Source organism: Bradyrhizobium sp. LTSP857 (genome assembly GCF_000938285.1).
Lineage (GTDB): Bacteria > Pseudomonadota > Alphaproteobacteria > Rhizobiales > Xanthobacteraceae > Bradyrhizobium.
In genome coordinates, this window is the sequence record NZ_JYMS01000007.1 from 365467 (window position 1) to 380994 (window position 15528).

Here is a 15528-nt window from a genome sequence, read left to right on the forward strand (position 1 = left end):
AAGTTTGCGCATGATCTGAACGGAAAACCGCTGCACACTTTTCCGGATCATGCGCTAGACTTGTTCAATGACGATGCTGTTGATCTCGTTCGCCACGTCATCGAAGCGATCGGCGACCTTTTCGAGGTGGTCGTAGATCTCGGCCCCCACGATGAAGTTCATCGAATTGCCATCGCGATGTTTGAGGAACAGCTCCTTCAGGCCGATGTCATGGAGGTCGTCGACGCGGCCCTCCAGCTTGGTCAGCTCCTCCGTGATCGCGGTCAGCATGGCCACGTTCTTGCCGATCTCCTGCATCAGCGGCAGTGCACGGCCGACCAGATTGGCGCATTCGATCAGCAGAGCGCCGATCTCTCGCATCGGAGGCTCGAAAGTGCGGACCTCGAACAGCATCACGGCCTTCGCTGTCTGCTGCATCTGATCGATGGCGTCGTCCATCGAGGTGATCAGGTTTTTGATGTCGAGGCGGTCGAACGGCGTGATGAAGGTGCGGCGCACCGCGGTCAGCACCTCGCGGGTGATGTTGTCGGCGTCGTTCTCGAACTGGTTGACGCGCTGGCAATAGACCGGCGTCTCCTCGCCCCCGTTCAGCATGCCCTGGAGCGCGATGGAGCCCTGGATCACGGTCTGGGCGTGGCGGTCAAACAGGTCGAAGAACCGTTCTTCCTTGGGCAGGAAAGCGCGAAACCATCGCATCATGGGGATAGGCTACCGGTTGGAAATGGCCCGGCCCGAACGGGCCGTCACGAAACTGTCATAGACCATTTTCAATCCGCGTGCGTGTCACCTCGCGCCCGCGGAGGCGGATCATCCACCGCTTTCAATAGGCAGGCAACTCGAAGTTATATCAATGCCTTAGAGTGAACGCCGGAAGTAATGCGCGATTTCGCCGACGACGCCGCGGCGGAAGGTGAGCACGCAAATCACGAAGATCGAGCCCTGGATCACCGTCACCCACTGGCCGAATCCCGCCAGATATTGCTGCATGGCGATGATCGCGAAGGCACCGACCACAGGCCCGAAGATGGTGCCGAGGCCGCCAACCAGCGTCATCAGCACGACCTCGCCCGACATCGACCAGTGCACGTCGGTGAGCGAGGCATTCTGCGCCACAAACACCTTCAGAGACCCGGCCAAGCCGGCCAGCGTGCCCGAGAGAACGAAAGCCAGGAACTTGTACTGGTCGGTCCGGTAACCCAGCGAGATCGCGCGCGGCTCGTTCTCGCGGATCGCCTTCAGCACCTCGCCGAACGGCGAATTGATGATGCGGTAGATCAGCAGGAAGCCGGCGAGGAAGCCGACCAGCACGACGTAATAGAGCACTGTCGGCTTGGACAGATCGAACACGCCGAACAAGTGCCCCTGCGGAATACCCTGGATGCCGTCCTCGCCGTGGGTGAAAGGGGTCTGCAAATAGAGGAAGTAGAGCAGCTGCGACAGCGCCAGCGTGATCATCGAGAAATAGATGCCCTGGCGGCGGATCGAGATGTAACCGGTCACGATCGAAAGCACGAACGCGCCGGCGACACCGACGAGGATGCCGAGCTCTGGCGGCAGCGCCCACACTTTCAGCGCATGCGCGCTGCAATAGCCTGCCGTGCCCAGGAACATCGCGTGACCGAACGACAGCAGGCCGCCATAACCGATCAGCAGGTTGAAGGCGCAGGCGAGCAGCGCGAAGCACAGCGCCTGCATCACGAAGAACGGATAGATGCCGCTGAATGGCACCGAAGCCAGCAGCAGCGCCATCACCACGAATACGATCATCTCGTCGCGCATCGCGCGCGGGGTCACCGGAAGCGTGTCGTCCGTCAAGGCTGTCATATCAGGCGGCCCTTCCCGTCAATCCCGTTGGCTTCACCAAGAGCACCAGCACCATCAGCACGAACACGACGGTGTTGGAGGCCTCGGGATAAAAATACTTGGTCAGGCCCTCGATCACGCCGAGCGCAAAGCCCGTGATGATCGATCCCATGATCGAGCCCATGCCGCCGATCACCACCACCGCGAACACGACGATGATGAGGTCCGCGCCCATCAGTGGCCGCACCTGGTTGATCGGCGCCGAGAGCACGCCGGCGAGCGCCGCAAGGCCGACGCCGAGGCCGTAAGTCAGCGTGATCATCCGCGGCACGTTGATGCCGAAGGCGCGCACCAGCGTCGGATTTTCAGTGGCGGCGCGCAAATAGGCACCGAGCCGTGTTTTCTCGATCAAGAACCAGGTGGCGACGCAGATGACCAGCGAGAAGATGACGACCCAGGCGCGATAGATCGGCAGGAACATGAAGCCGAGATTGATGCCGCCCTTGAGCTGATCCGGAATGGCGTAAGGCAGGCCGGACGAGCCAAAATAGTTCTGGAAGACGCCTTGCACGATTAGCGCGATGCCGAAGGTCAGCAGCAGTCCGTAAAGGTGATCGAGCCCGGTCAGCCATTGCAGCATGGTCCGCTCCAGGATCATGCCGAAAATGCCGACCAGGATCGGCGCGATCAGCAGCGCCCACCAATAGTTGAGACCGACAAGGTTCAGCAGGAAATAGGCGCAGAACGCGCCCATCATGTAGAGCGCGCCATGGGCGAAATTGATGATGTTGAGCATGCCGAAGATCACGGCAAGCCCGAGACTGAGCAGCGCGTAGAACGAGCCGTTGATCAGTCCCACCAGTAGCTGTGCATAAAGAGCCTGCATCGATCCCGCACCCAGTCCCTTCGGCGTTCCCTAAAGCGCCCGCCGGCTCACAGCCGGCGGGCTATTGGTCTTACTTCTTCAACAGCGCGCACTTGCTTTCGGACAGCGGCGTGAAGGCCTGGTCGCCCGACACCGTGCCGACCAGCTTGTAGAAGTCCCACGGTCCCTTGGACTCGGAGGGCTTCTTCACCTCGAACAGATAGGCGTTGTGGATGGTGCGGCCGTTGGGCTGAATCTCACCCTTGCCGAACAGCTCATCTTCCGTCGGCAACGACTTCATCTTCTCGACGACCTTGACGCCGTCATGGGGATTGCCGCCGAGAGCGTCCAGCGTCTTGAGATAGTGCCGCACGCCCGCATACACGCCCGCCTGCACCATGGTCGGCATCGCGCCGTTCTTCATCTTCTCCGAGAATTTCTTGGAGAACGTTCGGGTCTGGTCGTTCATGTCCCAGTAGAAGGTCTCGGTGAAGTTCAGGCCCTGCGCGGTCTCAAGGCCGATCGCCTTGACGTCGGTGAGGAACAGCAGCAGCGCCGCGAGCTTCTGGCCGCCCTTGACGATGCCGAATTCGGCCGCCTGCTTGATCGAGTTGGTGGTGTCGCCGCCGGCATTGGCAAGACCGATGATCTTGGCCTTGGAGGCCTGCGCCTGAAGCAGGAAAGAGGAGAAGTCAGGCGTGTTGAGCGGATGCTTGACGCCGCCGACCACCTTGCCGCCATTGGCGGTGATGACGGCGGTGGTGTCGCGCTCGAGCGCGGCGCCGAACGCGTAGTCCGCGGTGAGGAAGAACCAGGTGTCGCCACCGGCCTTCACCAGCGCCTGGCCCGTGGTGTGGGCCAGCATGTAGGTGTCGTAAGTCCAGTGCACGGTGTTGGGCGAGCACTGCGCGTTGGTGAGGTCCGAGGTCGCCGCACCCGAATTGATGTAGACGCCGTTCTTTTCCTTCACGACGTTGTTGACGGCAAGCGCCACGCCGGAGTTCGGCACGTCGACGATGATGTCGACCTTGTCGACGTCGAACCATTGCCGCGCGATCGCGGTCCCGATGTCCGGCTTGTTCTGGTGATCGCCCGAGATGATGTCGATCTTCCAGCCCTTCGCCGCGAGGCCGGAATCCTCAACGGCCATCTGTGCGGCGACGGTCGAGCCCGGACCGCCGAGGTCGGCGTAGAGGCCGGACTGATCGGACAGCGCGCCGATCTTGACGGTCTTGTCCTGCGCGAAGGCTACGCCAGCGGTGGTCACGGCCAACGCAGTGCCGAGCAGAAACGACGCAATCGACTTTGTCTTCATGCTATTTCCCTTGTGAATTTTCTCTCGGCCGTTTGACTCTTGGCCGTTCTAGACGCCGAGATAGGTGTGGAGCTTGTCCATGTTCGCGGCAAGCTCCGAATTGGCAAATCCGTCAATGATCTTGCCGTGTTCGACCACGTAATAGCGGTCGGCGACGGTGGATGCGAAGCGGAAGTTCTGCTCGACCAGAAGGATCGTAAAGCCTTCCTTCTTGAGCCGCGCAATGGTGTGGCCGATCTGCTGGATGATGACCGGAGCCAGACCTTCGGTCGGCTCGTCCAGCATCAGGAAGCTCGCGCCGGTGCGAAGAATGCGCGCGATCGCGAGCATCTGCTGCTCGCCGCCGGACAGCTTCGTGCCCTGGCTGTTGAGACGCTCCTTCAGGTTCGGAAACAGGTCGAAGATCTGCTCGAGCGGCAATCCGCCAGCGCGCACCACCGGCGGCAGCAACAGATTCTCCCGCACGTCGAGACTGGAGAATATCCCGCGTTCCTCCGGACAGAATGCGATGCCCATGCGCGCGATCTTGTCGGAGGTCGCGCGGATGATGTCCTGGTTGTTGAACTTTATCGAGCCGGTGCGCTTACCGATGATGCCCATGATCGACTTCAGCGTGGTCGTCTTGCCGGCGCCGTTGCGCCCGAGCAAGGTGACGACCTCACCCGCGTTCACGTCGAAATTGATCCCGTGCAGGATGTGGGACTCGCCGTACCAGGCTTCCAGGTTGCGCACCTGAAGGATGTTGCCGCCGGTCGCGGCCTTTGCCGGAGCGTCGGCCATCGCGGTGTCAGTCATGACCGGCTCCCAGATAGGCTTCCTTGACGCGCTCGTCCTTGGTGAGCTCGGAGTAATGGCCTTGCGCGAGCACCTGCCCGCGCGTCAGCACGGTGATGATGTCGGAGAGATTGGCCACCACGCTCAAATTATGCTCGACCATCAGGATGGTATATTTCGCCGAGATACGCTTGATCAGCGCCGCGATCTTGTCGATATCCTCGTGGCCCATGCCGGCCATCGGCTCGTCCAGCAGCATCATCTCGGGATCGAGCGCGAGCGTGGTCGCGATCTCGAGTGCGCGCTTGCGTCCATAGGGCATCTCGACCGCCGGCGTGTTGGCGAACTCGCTGAGGCCCACATCGTTCAACAAATCGCGCGCGCGGTCGTTGAACCGATTCAGCACCGACTTGGAGCGCCAGAAATCAAAGGAGCTGCCGTGCTGGCGCTGGAGCGCGACACGGACGTTTTCCTGCGCAGTGAGATGCGGAAACACCGCTGAGATTTGGAATGAACGGACCAGCCCCATGCGGGCCACATCGGCGGGCGCCATCGCGGTAATGTCCTGTCCCTTGTACAGGATTTTTCCGGCAGACGGCTTGAGGAACTTGGTCAGAAGATTGAAGCACGTCGTCTTGCCGGCCCCGTTCGGGCCGATCAGCGCGTGGATACTCCCACGGCGGACCTTGAGCGCAACGTCGCGGACGGCAAAGAAGCCCGCGAACTCCTTGGTCAAGCCTTCCGTTTCGAGAATGAACTCATCGGCCAAACAGATTTCCCCCCGCCCGCGCGAACCGCGCGTAGCTGTCCTTGTTACTTCGGCGTTCCGGAGGCCTTGGAGCCTTCCCGGAACACCGCCTCCGGGCGCGGAATATGCCGGAGGTGACGGGGGTTAGGCAAGGCGGAAAGCTGAGCAGATCAGGCCTCCGGCCGGGAGACTGATGCTCCCTTAGTCGGAAGTGTTTTGATGTCGCGCCTGCCCGGCCTCCCGGTTCGCAACGCGCCGCCATCAAGCCGTCGTTAACGATCTTTGGTGCCGCGCGCCAGCCTTCATAGAAAATTTTCCCGCAACAAGCATCGTGCGCGGGTTTCTATTGCCGGGAATATTGTTTTGGAATTCACCAGCGCCGCTCCCCCCGTCGTCAAGTCGATCAAGCAGCGCGATCTCCTCAACACGTGGCTGCGACTTTATGCGCGCCAGCAGATTGCGCCGGCAATCTGGGGGTATCAGCCCGCCCGGCTCGAGGAAGAGCTGTCTGATCTGATCTACTACACGGTCGACAATACGACGCCGACGCCGCGCCTGACCATTCAGAGCGAAGGCACCCGCATCTCGCGCGCCTACGGACATACCGGCAAGGGAATTCTGCTCGACGACTATATCGGGCCGCGGCTCGCGCCCTTCGTGATGCCGATCTATTGTGAATGCGTGGCACGCGGGCTTCCGGTCTATAGCGTTGCCGACGTCGACGACATCTACGGGCGTGTCGTCGCCTATGAACGGTTGCTGCTGCCTTTCCTGACCGACGACAAGGTCAGCCACATCATCGCCTCGCTCAAGACCTTCTGCGAGGACGGCGGCTTCGAGATCAAGAATCTGATGCGCGGAAATGACGCGCTGCCGCGCCCAAAACTGCGCGCGGTGATCGACCGCGATCTCTTTCACCGCGCCCCGGGCCGCATCGCGGCCGCCGATATGGTCGAATTCGCCGATCAGCCCGGTCCGGGCGTCACCACCGAGATCATCGAGCTGAACTAGCCCTTGCGCGATTTGGCGCCGACTTCCTTGTCGTAGATATCCGGCTTGAAGCCGACCAGCAGCTTGCCGCCGATTTCGAGCACAGGCCGCTTGATCATCGATGGTTGCGCTAGCATCAACGCCAGCGCCTTCTTCTCAGTCAGCCCTTCCTTGTCGGCCTCGGGCTGCTTCTTGAAGGTGGTGCCGGCGCGATTGAGCAGCGTCTCCCAGCCGAGCTTGTCGCTCCATTGCTTCAGCTTGTCCTTCTCCACGCCTGCAGCCTTGTAGTCGTGGAACTCGTAGGCAACGCCATGGGTGTCGAGCCAAGTGCGCGCCTTCTTCATGGTGTCGCAGTTCTTGATGCCGTAGATGATGTTGGGCAAGACGTCCTCGCGCATGCGTCGTGTGATGCTGTGGCCGTGGCGTTGTACGAAACTCCGGTTCACGCGACAATATTGCGAACGAGATTTCGAACTTTCTGAACGGACACATCATGCACGTCACTCACGACCCCGCCGCGACCGCGTCGCCGACCATCGACTTCAACAGCTTCCTTGCGGTCGATATCCGCGTCGGCACCATCGTCGATGCAAAACCGTTTCCCGAGGCGCGCAAGCCGGCCTGGCGGCTGTGGATCGACTTTGGCCCGGCGATCGGGGTGCGCAAGAGCTCGGCGCAGATTACCGAAAATCATCCGCTCGAGACGCTCGTGGGACAACAGGTCGCGGCCGTCGTCAATTTCCCGCCGCGCCAGATCGGCCCGGTCGTCTCGGAGGTGCTGACGCTCGGTTTTCCCGATGCCGACGGCAAGGTCGTGTTGATACAGCCGAGCAAGCCCGTGCCGAATGGCGGACGGCTGTTCTAACGGCGCCGGTTCAAGCGCCGGACCGTCGTCTCCGCTGGCGGCCCGCCAATCGTCCGATTCTCCTGTTGGCCCGGCTCGGGGGTGCTTGGACTTGACCAAAACTCCTTTATCCTATAAAATGACTGACTGATCGTTTTTTATTATATCGAACCGTATCTGACGGCCATTTGGCGGTCCTCTAAAACGATCGAACTGTCAGTTATTTATGGACGAGACGGATGCCCAAGATCAGCGACAAGCAACGCGAAGGCCGGCGCCAGCAGATCCTCGAAGCCGCCCTCGCCTGCTTCTCCGAGAACGGTTTCCACCAAACCGGCATGGCCGACATCGTGAAGAAGTCGGGGCTGAGCCACGGTGCGGTCTATCTCTACTTCCAGGGCAAGGACGACCTGATCGAGGCGCTCGCCGACGATCGCCATCGCCGCGAAGCCGTGCTCAATTCGGTCGCGCAGGGATCGGGCGATCCGATCGAAGGACTTCACGCGCTGGTCCGCGTCTACGCGCAATGGCTCACCGATCCCGCGGGCGAAGCCCGTCGGCGCGTCGGCATCCATGGCTGGGCCGAGGCGCTGCGCAACCGCCGCGTCCGCACCAGCGTCGTCGAGGGCATCGACATGCCGCGCGCGCTGATCGTGGCGCTGGTCGAGCGCGCCCAGCACGACGGCCTCATCAAGCGCGAACTCGGGGCGGATGCCATCGCGCGCGTGCTGGTCGCGATCTTCCAAGGCTTTGTGCTGCAAAAATGCTGGGGCGAGGATTTGGACGTCGAGGCTTGCATGGCCGCTGTGGCGAGCGTGATCGAAGGATTTCGTACCACCAAACCCGACGTCAAGCGACGAACCAAGGCTTGAGTGATGTCCTGGATGCACGAACTGCTCGCAGGTATCGGCGTCGGTCTCGTCGGAGGGCTGACATCGGGCTTCATGGGCACAAGCCCGGGTGGCGGTCTCGTCATCTTCTGCGTGCTGCTGCTGGGCGCTGAGCAGCACATCGCCCAGGGCACGTCGTTGATCGCGCAGGTCCCTCCGACCGGCCTCGCCGGCGTGCGCCGCTACTGGCAGAACGGCAATCACAGCCCGCTGCAATGGATCGCCTGGATCGGCATCGGATTTCTCGTCGGTGGTGCGGGCGGCGGCTACGCCGCGGCCGCCGTGTCCGACGCGGTCCTGCAATGGACCTACGTCGTCTACCTCGTTGCGCTGATCGCAGCGCTGGTGCTGCGGCGTGACCGTAAGGATGGCAGAAGCGAGGCCGGCGATCCCGACCAATTGCCCTGGCTCCCTCTGCTTCTGATCGGCATGCTTGCCGGCTTTTCCTCCGGCTTCATGGGCATCGGCGGCGGGCTCGCGATCACGGTCGGCCTCGCCGCGGGCCTGCGCGTGCCGCAGCATCAGGCGCAGCTCGTCAGCCTCATCTTCTCGGTGATCCCGACCAATATTCCGGCGGCATGGATCTACTGGAGCAAGGGGCTCATGGTCGGCTGGCCGGCCATCATCGGCATTCTTGCCGGCCTCTGGATCGGCACAGATTTCGGCGCACGCATGGCCAACGGCGTCAGCAAATCGGTGCTGCGCCGGACCATGATCGCCCTCGTCTCGCTGATGGCGCTCTATATGACCTACAAGGCGCTGAGCTAATTTCTCAAGGCCGCTTCGGAATGTTGAGCCCGCGCTGCACCGCCGGACGTGCCAGCCCGCGTTCGAGCCAGGCACCAACCGACTTGAACTGGGTGAATTCGACGAGATCGCCGGCGCCGTAGAAGCCGATGAGGTTGCGCACCCAGCCGAGCATGGAAATGTCGGCGATGGTGTAGTCGTCATCCATGAACCATTGCCGGCCGGCAAGATGCGTTTCCATCACGCCGAGCAGGCGCTTGGACTCGTTCACGTAACGCTCCAGCGGCCGCTTGTCTTCAAAATCCTTGCCGGCGAATTTGTGGAAGAAGCCGACCTGCCCAAACATCGGCCCGATGCCGCCCATCTGGAAATGCACCCACTGGATGGTCTGGTAGCGGCGCGCGGCATCCTGCGGCAGAAGCTTGCCGGTCTTCTCCGCGAGGTATTGCAGGATCGCCCCGGACTCGAACAGCGGCAGCGGCTTGCCGCCGGGCCCGTTGGGATCGAGGATCGCCGGGATCTTGCCGTTCGGATTGAGCGAGAGGAATTCCGGCGTCTTCTGGTCGTCCTTGCCGAAGTCGACGAGATGGACCTCATAAGGAAGCCCGATCTCCTCCAGCATGATCGAGACCTTGACGCCGTTCGGCGTCGGCAGCGAATAGAGCTGAAGCTGCTCGGGATGCTTGGCCGGCCAGCGCTTGGTGATGGGAAAGGCGGAGAGATCGGACATCGGGACCTTCGATCTGCTGTTGGGGCGCATCTAATCTAGGTGAGGCGCGGTATGACGCAAGGTTCAATACAAGACTCAATAATTGATCTCCATCCGCAGTCCGCGCGAATCGATCTCGTCGCCGCCGACGCGCTGCGTGCTGTCGCGCGCGGCGACGGCACAAGCGCAGGCGTCGATAAGATCGTCGCGGCCGATACCGGTGCCGTGGCGCTGGGCCAGCCATTTCGGCAAACGCGTGAAGCCGCGCTGCTCCAGAAGCGCGATGCGCTGCTCGCGGCCTTGCGCTGACGTCTTCTTCACGAGCCGGACTCGCCCTGCCAGATTCCAGAAGATCAATTCGGGATGCGCTTCACCAACGATCGCCTGCCCTGTTGGCGTCATGATCGCGTCGACCTCCCTGATCTTGTCCCTGATGTTCCAGAGTTGAGCCGACACGCCCCTGCCCTTGCCCTCGTGTTGCCAGTAATGCCGATTGGCGGCGGCCATGTCGGGAAACGTCCAGAGGTCTCGGCGCGCGCCAAGAAACACGGCGGGGCCAACCAGCTCGCGGGCGCGCAAGTCGCACGCGCGGTAGCCGCTCGCATTCAATCCGATCGGCATGTCGATCATCGCGCGCGCATGCGGCATCGCGAGCAACCGCGTGAGGCCCGGCGAATAATCGAAGCCGTGTTGGCCATGATCATCGATCCAGGCAGCGACCCAGCCGAAGCGAAATCCATCGAGACCGAGATAATTTGGCACGTCCGGATCCCGACGGTCCCCTCGTCAGCCGCCAACCGCCTGATAGGCCAGCCGCTTGAACTCGAAGAAGAAGGGATTCCAGAAGCCCATGTAGCGCTGGGTCATCAGCACACCGGCTGTATTGGCCTGCGGGCAGATCCACCAATGGGTGCCGGCAAGGCCGCCCCACTGAAACTCGCCGGTCGAGTTCGGGGGATCGAAGGGCATCGGCGCGAAGGTGACGGCGCCGCCGAGACCAAAGCCCTTGCCGGGGATCGGCCCGAGATTGGCGAAGCGGATGACCTGGCCTGCGGGCAACTGGTTCGTCATCATCTGCCGTAGCGTGTCCGGCTTCAGTAGCGCGTCCGAACCGGGCAATAGCGCGCGCACTAGCGCGAGCATGTCCGGCAAGGTCGAGGCCAGACCGCCGCCACCCGACAGCCGCGGGAGCGGCCGCCGANCCGATAGGCCTGCGGATAAGGCAGGTTGTCGGCGCGCGTGAGGCCCGGCTTCATCGGATCGAGCACATCGGCGCCAGTATAGAGCGCGACTAGCCTGCTCTGCTGCGCCTCGGGCACGAAGAAGCCCGTGTCAGTCATGCCGAGCGGATCGAAGATACGCGCCCTGAAGAACGCATCGAGCGACTTGCCCGAGACGACCTCCACGACGCGGCCGAGCACGTCGGTGGCCACCGAATATTCCCAGGACGTACCGGGATGATAGGACAGCGGCAGATCGGCGAGCTTGTCGATCATGTCGGTCAGCGGCGTCAGCGGATTGAGCACGCGCGCTTCGTTGTAGCCTTTGAACAGCACGGTGCCGGGATCGAAGATACCGTAGCTGAGGCCCGACGTGTGGGTCAGGAGCTGACGGATCGTGATCGGGTCCTTTGCCGGCTCGACATCGGCGAGGCTCGCCGCGCCCGGCTTCAGCACCTTGCGATGGCCGAGCTGCGGCAGGAATTTTTCGACAGCATCATCGAGCCCGATACGGCCTTCCTCGACCAGCAGCATGATCGCGCAAGTGACGAAGATCTTGGTGTTGGAAAATGCCCGAAAAATGTGGTCGGGCCGGAGTGCGGTTTTCGCCTCGCGATCGGCGAAGCCGACGCATTGCTGATCGACGACCTCACGCCCGCGCAGCACCGCCCAGGACACGCCGGGGACGATCTCCTGATCGACATAGCGCTGCATCGCCGTCCGCGCGGCGGAAAATTCTGCTGTCCTGGCGTCCATGGATTGGTCCCTCCCCGAATTGGTTGAGATGGATATAACGACAAATCGGCCGCGGGGAAGCCCGCCCTCAGGACATCTCTCCCGCGCTGACAGCGCCGACATTTTTGTTTCGCCGCGTGTTCATCCCGGCGCGAGCAACACAACGAAAAGCGCTGCAGTCCTCGCGGAAAGACCTCGTTAAGCGCGCGACCTTTAGCCTCGCACCCATGTTCAGCGTATCTTCAACTTCACCAGGGGTGACCGGCACATGACCTCGATCTCTGCAACGTCCACCAGTTCTTATTCCCCACTCGACCGCCTCAAGAGCGAGCTCACCAAGGAAGTCTCGGCAGGCACCATCAGTTCGAGCGACGAGTCCGCACTCTCGTCCGCACTCGACGGCATCGATTCGTCGCTCAAGAGCGGCGCGTCGAGCTCGAGCTCCTCGACGCCTCCGTCCTCCGACGAGATGCAGTCCAAGATCGACGACCTCATCCAGAACGAGGTGTCGAGCGGCAAGCTGACCAGCGACCAGGCAAGCGAGCTGAAGAACGTGTTCGCCAACACCTTCTCCAATAGTGCCGATGGTGCTGGTCCCCCGCCTCCGCCCCCGGATGGAAGCAGCGACTCATCGAGCACGAGCAGCACCGACTCCACCTCCTCGTCCGATTCCTCGTCCAGTTCGACTTCATCCAGTTCGTCGTCGACCACGACCGCGGAGCTGATGAAGGAGCTGATCGCGATGCTTCAGAGCGCGACCAGCCAGTCGACCTCCTACAGCTCCAGCGGCAGCAGCAACTCCTCCTCCGCGAGCTCACTGCTCGTCGACTACAAGACCTGAGTTCTAAAGCGCGATGAGATTGGAATGAATCGTCATCGCGCTTTAGGTTGTTGTTTGAGCATGATCTTTTCGGAAAACCGCTTCGCACTTTTCCGGATCATGCTCTAGTGGCCCGGTGCGCGCCACCGGGCCGTCATCCCTGCTTCATAAACGCCGTGACGTGCAGGCGACGGCGGATGTGCATGCCCTGCCGCTGATAGAGCGCGATGGCGGAAATGTTGCTCGAGAACACGTGCAGGAAGGGAATTTCGCCGCGCGCCTCGATCTGGCGCGCGACCGCCGCGAGCAGCGCCTGCGCGTAGCCGCGCCCGCGATGGTCGGGATGAACGCAGACGGCCGTCATCTCGGTAAAATTGCCCGGCTTCATCCGCTCACCCGTCATCGCGATTAATTCGCCGCCGGCGCGGATGCCGAGGAACGTCCCGAGCTCGTGCGTTCGCGCAGCAAAGGGGCCGGGCTTGGTCAGCTCCGTCAGCGCCATCATGGCGGGAACGTCGGCCGCACCTAACGTGACGATCTCGGCGTCGCGCAACGGGCTGTCAGCTGGCGAACCGATCATCTGCTCACCGGTCTCGGCGAGCACGACCTTGAAGCCGTCGGGAACGTCGACGGGCTCCGGCGTGAACAGCACAGCGACTTGCGATCCCGACAGAAGATCGCCGAGCGCAGCAAAGCTTGCCGTAGACATGTCCGCCATGTCGGCAAACGGCGTGATGTCCACGGGATAGCGCAGCGCTCGCGCGCCGCCCTCCGCCAGATGCTTCTGGCTCGTCGTCAGCGCGCTCCAGATCGGGCGATCCAACAGCCGCTCATCGCTGTCGGACACCGGCTCAGTCCTTATCGAAACTGACGATCACGGCCGCATTGGCAATGAGGATGGGGTCGTTGCCCTGCTCCGGGGCCGAGGGAATCTCCAGCCCGCCCTTGACCGCGTTGACGGTGACGGTGCCGTAAGGCAGCTCCTTGGCGACCGCCTCCTTGTCGACGGCTTCGGGATTTGGCACCGCGATCGTGACGTCGACGAACATGTCGTTCGCCGTCTTGTCGATCATCCGGAAGAAACCGAGACTCGAATGCCGGATCGCGTCCGACACCGCACGCTTCGCCGCCTTGGTCGCGTCCTTGCCGTGAACGTCGACGCCCATACCCATCTCGGTGATACAGCGAACGCGAGTCATTTCATATTCCTGTGGTTGGTTGGATGATTGTTAGTATCGGCGGGCAAGATCACGCCTTCAACTTCTCATGCGCCCGCAGTTCGTCGACCAGCACCCGCACATTCTCCGAATAGTCGATCGGGATCACGACCAGATGCACGCCTCCCGCCTTGAAGGCTGCGTCGAGCGTCGGGCCAAAACTGTCGATGCTCTCGATGCGATGCCCCTGGGCGCCATAGGCCTTTGCGTACAGGACAAAATCCGGATTGCCAAAAGTCATGCCGAAATCGGCGAAATTGTCGACGGCCTGTTTCCAGCGGATCATGCCGTAGGCGTGATCCTCCAGCACCAGCACGACCAGGTTGAGCTTGAGGCGGACGGCGGTCTCCATTTCCTGGCTGTTCATCATGAAGCCGCCGTCGCCGGCGACCGCGAGCACGCGGCGATCCGGATAGAGCATGGCGGCCATCATCGCCGACGGCAGGCCGGCGCCCATCGTTGCGAGCGCGTTGTCGAGCAGCAGCGTGTTGGCGACGCGGGTGCGGTAGTTGCGCGCGAACCAGATCTTGTACATGCCGTTGTCGAGCGCGACGATGCCGTTCTCCGGGATCACCTGCCGGATGTCGTGCACGATGCGCTGCGGCGTCGGCGGCCAGCGCGCCTCGGTGGCGCGATCGGCGATATGCTCGAGGATCTCTTCGCGCAACGGCAGCAGCGCCGCCGCCTGCGGCAGCTTGCCCTCGAGCCGGTCGGCCAGAAGCTCCAGGCTTGGCCCGACGTCGCCGACGACTTCGGCGTCGGGAAAATACACCTGCTCGACGCTGGCCGTGGTGTAGCTGACGTGAATGACCTTCGGTCCCGATGGCCCCATGATGAAGGGCGGTTTCTCGATCGCATCGTGGCCGATCGCGACGATCAGATCGGCGGCCTCGATGGCGTCGTGGACATAGTCGCGCTCGGACAGCGCCGCGGTGCCCATGTAGAGATTGGTGCCACCGGGAACGGTGCCCTTGCCCATTTGCGTGGTGAAAAAGGGAATGCCGGTCCGCCGCACGAAGCTTGCGATACCGTGCGTCGACCGCGGCCTGCTGGTTGCAGCCCCCATCATCACCAGCGGATGTCTTGCTGCCAAAATCATCTCGGCCGCGCGGTCGAGCGCGGCGCGGTGGGCAACCGGGATCTCGATCGGGTGGATCGGGATTATCGGAACCGCTGGCACTTCATCGCCCGCGATGTCCTCGGGCAGTTCGAGGTGCACCGGACCCGGCCGCTCCTCCATCGCCACACGAAAAGCGTCGCGCACCACGGTCGGGATAGAGGAAGCGCTAATGATCTGCCGCGAGAGTTTCGTCAGCGGCTTCATGGTCGCGACCACGTCGACGATCTGGAAACGCGCCTGCCGGCTGCTCATGATCGGCTTCTGGCCGGTGATCAGGATCATCGGCATCGCACCGAGATGCGCATAGGCCGCACCGGTCGACAGATTGAGCGCGCCCGGACCAAGGGTCGACAGACACACGCCGGGCCGACCGGTGAGCCGGCCATGGGTGGCGGCCATAAAGGCAGCAGCCTGCTCGTGGCGGGTCAGGATCAACTTGATCTTGGAGGTGCGCAGCGATTCGACGAGATCGAGATTTTCCTCGCCGGGAACGCCGAAGATGCGGTCAACACCTTCATTCTCCAGCGCCGCAACGAACAGATCCGATCCCTTTGCCTTGCGTTCCTGCTCGCTCATGTCGCCTCCCGGTCACAGCTCCGGTTTCCGCACCCGCGGGAACCCGCGCGCATGGTAACCGCGTGGCGCTCAGGCACAACTCACAATGCGGCGGCCTTATCAGCGCGCACGAATATTGTCGTCCAGGTCTTCGCAATGACGGAAGTGCAACGCAA

18 protein-coding genes and 1 pseudogene are annotated in these 15528 nt (G+C 62.4%); 5 read left to right on the forward strand and 14 right to left on the reverse strand.

Annotated features, from left to right (window positions below):
* Positions 1 to 54 precede the first annotated feature (54 nt).
* From UP06_RS03270 to UP06_RS03295, 6 genes are all read right to left on the reverse strand, one after another.
* Complete coding sequence (locus UP06_RS03270; protein WP_045000421.1) at positions 55 to 699, reverse strand: DUF47 domain-containing protein; 645 nt, start codon at positions 697 to 699, stop codon at positions 55 to 57.
* 156 nt (positions 700 to 855) lie between these two features.
* Entirely contained in the window at positions 856 to 1824 is a 969-nt protein-coding gene (locus UP06_RS03275) for a branched-chain amino acid ABC transporter permease (RefSeq protein ID WP_045000423.1), read from the reverse strand.
* Position 1825: 1 nt separating this feature from the next.
* Positions 1826 to 2689 carry a branched-chain amino acid ABC transporter permease gene (locus tag UP06_RS03280; RefSeq protein WP_045000425.1) on the reverse strand — a complete coding sequence of 288 codons (864 nt, stop codon included), beginning with the start codon at positions 2687 to 2689 and terminating at the stop codon, positions 1826 to 1828.
* Positions 2690 to 2759: 70 nt separating this feature from the next.
* On the reverse strand, positions 2760 to 3983 hold the full coding sequence (locus tag UP06_RS03285; protein ID WP_045000427.1) for an ABC transporter substrate-binding protein: 1224 nt from the start codon (positions 3981 to 3983) through the stop codon (positions 2760 to 2762).
* 48 nt (positions 3984 to 4031) lie between these two features.
* On the reverse strand, positions 4032 to 4778 hold the full coding sequence (locus UP06_RS03290; protein ID WP_045000428.1) for an ABC transporter ATP-binding protein: 747 nt from the start codon (positions 4776 to 4778) through the stop codon (positions 4032 to 4034).
* Positions 4771 to 5526 carry an ABC transporter ATP-binding protein gene (locus UP06_RS03295; protein ID WP_045000430.1) on the reverse strand — a complete coding sequence of 252 codons (756 nt, stop codon included), beginning with the start codon at positions 5524 to 5526 and terminating at the stop codon, positions 4771 to 4773. The genes UP06_RS03290 and UP06_RS03295 overlap by 8 nt, the downstream gene beginning before the upstream one ends.
* 342 nt (positions 5527 to 5868) lie before the next feature.
* Here UP06_RS03295 and UP06_RS03300 point away from each other — a divergent pair, with 342 nt between their 5' ends.
* On the forward strand, positions 5869 to 6516 hold the full coding sequence (locus UP06_RS03300; protein WP_045000432.1) for a hypothetical protein: 648 nt from the start codon (positions 5869 to 5871) through the stop codon (positions 6514 to 6516).
* Here the strand turns inward: UP06_RS03300 and UP06_RS03305 are convergent.
* Entirely contained in the window at positions 6513 to 6878 is a 366-nt protein-coding gene (locus UP06_RS03305) for an ArsC family reductase (protein ID WP_045001119.1), read from the reverse strand. The genes UP06_RS03300 and UP06_RS03305 overlap by 4 nt on opposite strands.
* A 110-nt stretch (positions 6879 to 6988) precedes the next feature.
* Here UP06_RS03305 and UP06_RS03310 point away from each other — a divergent pair, with 110 nt between their 5' ends.
* From UP06_RS03310 to UP06_RS03320, 3 genes are all read left to right on the forward strand, one after another.
* Positions 6989 to 7360: a tRNA-binding protein gene (locus UP06_RS03310; protein ID WP_045000434.1), complete on the forward strand. Its 372-nt coding sequence runs from the start codon at positions 6989 to 6991 to the stop codon at positions 7358 to 7360.
* A gap of 218 nt (positions 7361 to 7578) precedes the next feature.
* The gene (locus tag UP06_RS03315) at positions 7579 to 8211 is read left to right on the forward strand and encodes a TetR/AcrR family transcriptional regulator (protein WP_045000436.1); all 633 of its coding nucleotides are present in this window, start codon (positions 7579 to 7581) and stop codon (positions 8209 to 8211) included.
* 3 nt (positions 8212 to 8214) lie between these two features.
* On the forward strand, positions 8215 to 8997 hold the full coding sequence (locus tag UP06_RS03320) for a sulfite exporter TauE/SafE family protein (protein WP_045000438.1): 783 nt from the start codon (positions 8215 to 8217) through the stop codon (positions 8995 to 8997).
* Positions 8998 to 9001: 4 nt separating this feature from the next.
* On the opposite strand, the gene UP06_RS03325 is transcribed toward UP06_RS03320, so the two are convergent.
* From UP06_RS03325 to UP06_RS42380, 4 genes and pseudogenes are all read right to left on the reverse strand, one after another.
* The gene (locus UP06_RS03325; RefSeq protein ID WP_045001121.1) at positions 9002 to 9706 is read right to left on the reverse strand and encodes a glutathione S-transferase family protein; all 705 of its coding nucleotides are present in this window, start codon (positions 9704 to 9706) and stop codon (positions 9002 to 9004) included.
* A 75-nt stretch (positions 9707 to 9781) separates the two neighbouring features.
* The gene (locus tag UP06_RS03330; RefSeq protein WP_045000440.1) at positions 9782 to 10447 is read right to left on the reverse strand and encodes a DUF429 domain-containing protein; all 666 of its coding nucleotides are present in this window, start codon (positions 10445 to 10447) and stop codon (positions 9782 to 9784) included.
* A 24-nt stretch (positions 10448 to 10471) separates the two neighbouring features.
* A partial coding sequence (locus UP06_RS41925; protein WP_245305390.1) for a serine hydrolase occupies positions 10472 to 10886 on the reverse strand: 415 nt, incomplete at its 5' end.
* Between the two features lies 1 nt (position 10887).
* Positions 10888 to 11763 (reverse strand): annotated as a pseudogene (locus UP06_RS42380) (serine hydrolase domain-containing protein); the annotation flags it as partial.
* Positions 11764 to 11908: 145 nt separating this feature from the next.
* Between UP06_RS42380 and UP06_RS03340 the strand changes: the two are divergent.
* Entirely contained in the window at positions 11909 to 12481 is a 573-nt protein-coding gene (locus tag UP06_RS03340; protein WP_045000442.1) for a hypothetical protein, read from the forward strand.
* Positions 12482 to 12614: 133 nt separating this feature from the next.
* On the opposite strand, the gene UP06_RS03345 is transcribed toward UP06_RS03340, so the two are convergent.
* Genes UP06_RS03345 through UP06_RS03355 form a run of 3 tightly spaced genes read right to left on the reverse strand, consistent with a single transcriptional unit; the run spans position 12615 to position 15373 of the window.
* On the reverse strand, positions 12615 to 13307 hold the full coding sequence (locus tag UP06_RS03345; protein ID WP_045000444.1) for a GNAT family N-acetyltransferase: 693 nt from the start codon (positions 13305 to 13307) through the stop codon (positions 12615 to 12617).
* 4 nt (positions 13308 to 13311) lie between these two features.
* Entirely contained in the window at positions 13312 to 13659 is a 348-nt protein-coding gene (locus UP06_RS03350; protein WP_045000446.1) for a Lin0512 family protein, read from the reverse strand.
* 49 nt (positions 13660 to 13708) lie between these two features.
* Entirely contained in the window at positions 13709 to 15373 is a 1665-nt protein-coding gene (locus UP06_RS03355; RefSeq protein WP_045000448.1) for an acetolactate synthase large subunit, read from the reverse strand.
* Positions 15374 to 15528: the final 155 nt, after the last annotated feature.

Coding starts and splice junctions, on each gene's coding strand:
- UP06_RS03290 (WP_045000428.1), bottom strand. CDS start 4,778: ATGACTGACACCGCGATGGCCGACGCTCCGGCAAAGGCCGCGACCGGC.
- UP06_RS03315 (WP_045000436.1), top strand. CDS start 7,579: ATGCCCAAGATCAGCGACAAGCAACGCGAAGGCCGGCGCCAGCAGATC.
- UP06_RS03280 (WP_045000425.1), bottom strand. CDS start 2,689: ATGCAGGCTCTTTATGCACAGCTACTGGTGGGACTGATCAACGGCTCG.
- UP06_RS03350 (WP_045000446.1), bottom strand. CDS start 13,659: ATGACTCGCGTTCGCTGTATCACCGAGATGGGTATGGGCGTCGACGTT.
- UP06_RS03320 (WP_045000438.1), top strand. CDS start 8,215: ATGTCCTGGATGCACGAACTGCTCGCAGGTATCGGCGTCGGTCTCGTC.
- UP06_RS03355 (WP_045000448.1), bottom strand. CDS start 15,373: ATGAGCGAGCAGGAACGCAAGGCAAAGGGATCGGATCTGTTCGTTGCG.
- UP06_RS03275 (WP_045000423.1), bottom strand. CDS start 1,824: ATGACAGCCTTGACGGACGACACGCTTCCGGTGACCCCGCGCGCGATG.
- UP06_RS03270 (WP_045000421.1), bottom strand. CDS start 699: ATGATGCGATGGTTTCGCGCTTTCCTGCCCAAGGAAGAACGGTTCTTC.
- UP06_RS03340 (WP_045000442.1), top strand. CDS start 11,909: ATGACCTCGATCTCTGCAACGTCCACCAGTTCTTATTCCCCACTCGAC.
- UP06_RS03285 (WP_045000427.1), bottom strand. CDS start 3,983: ATGAAGACAAAGTCGATTGCGTCGTTTCTGCTCGGCACTGCGTTGGCC.
- UP06_RS03325 (WP_045001121.1), bottom strand. CDS start 9,706: ATGTCCGATCTCTCCGCCTTTCCCATCACCAAGCGCTGGCCGGCCAAG.
- UP06_RS03310 (WP_045000434.1), top strand. CDS start 6,989: ATGCACGTCACTCACGACCCCGCCGCGACCGCGTCGCCGACCATCGAC.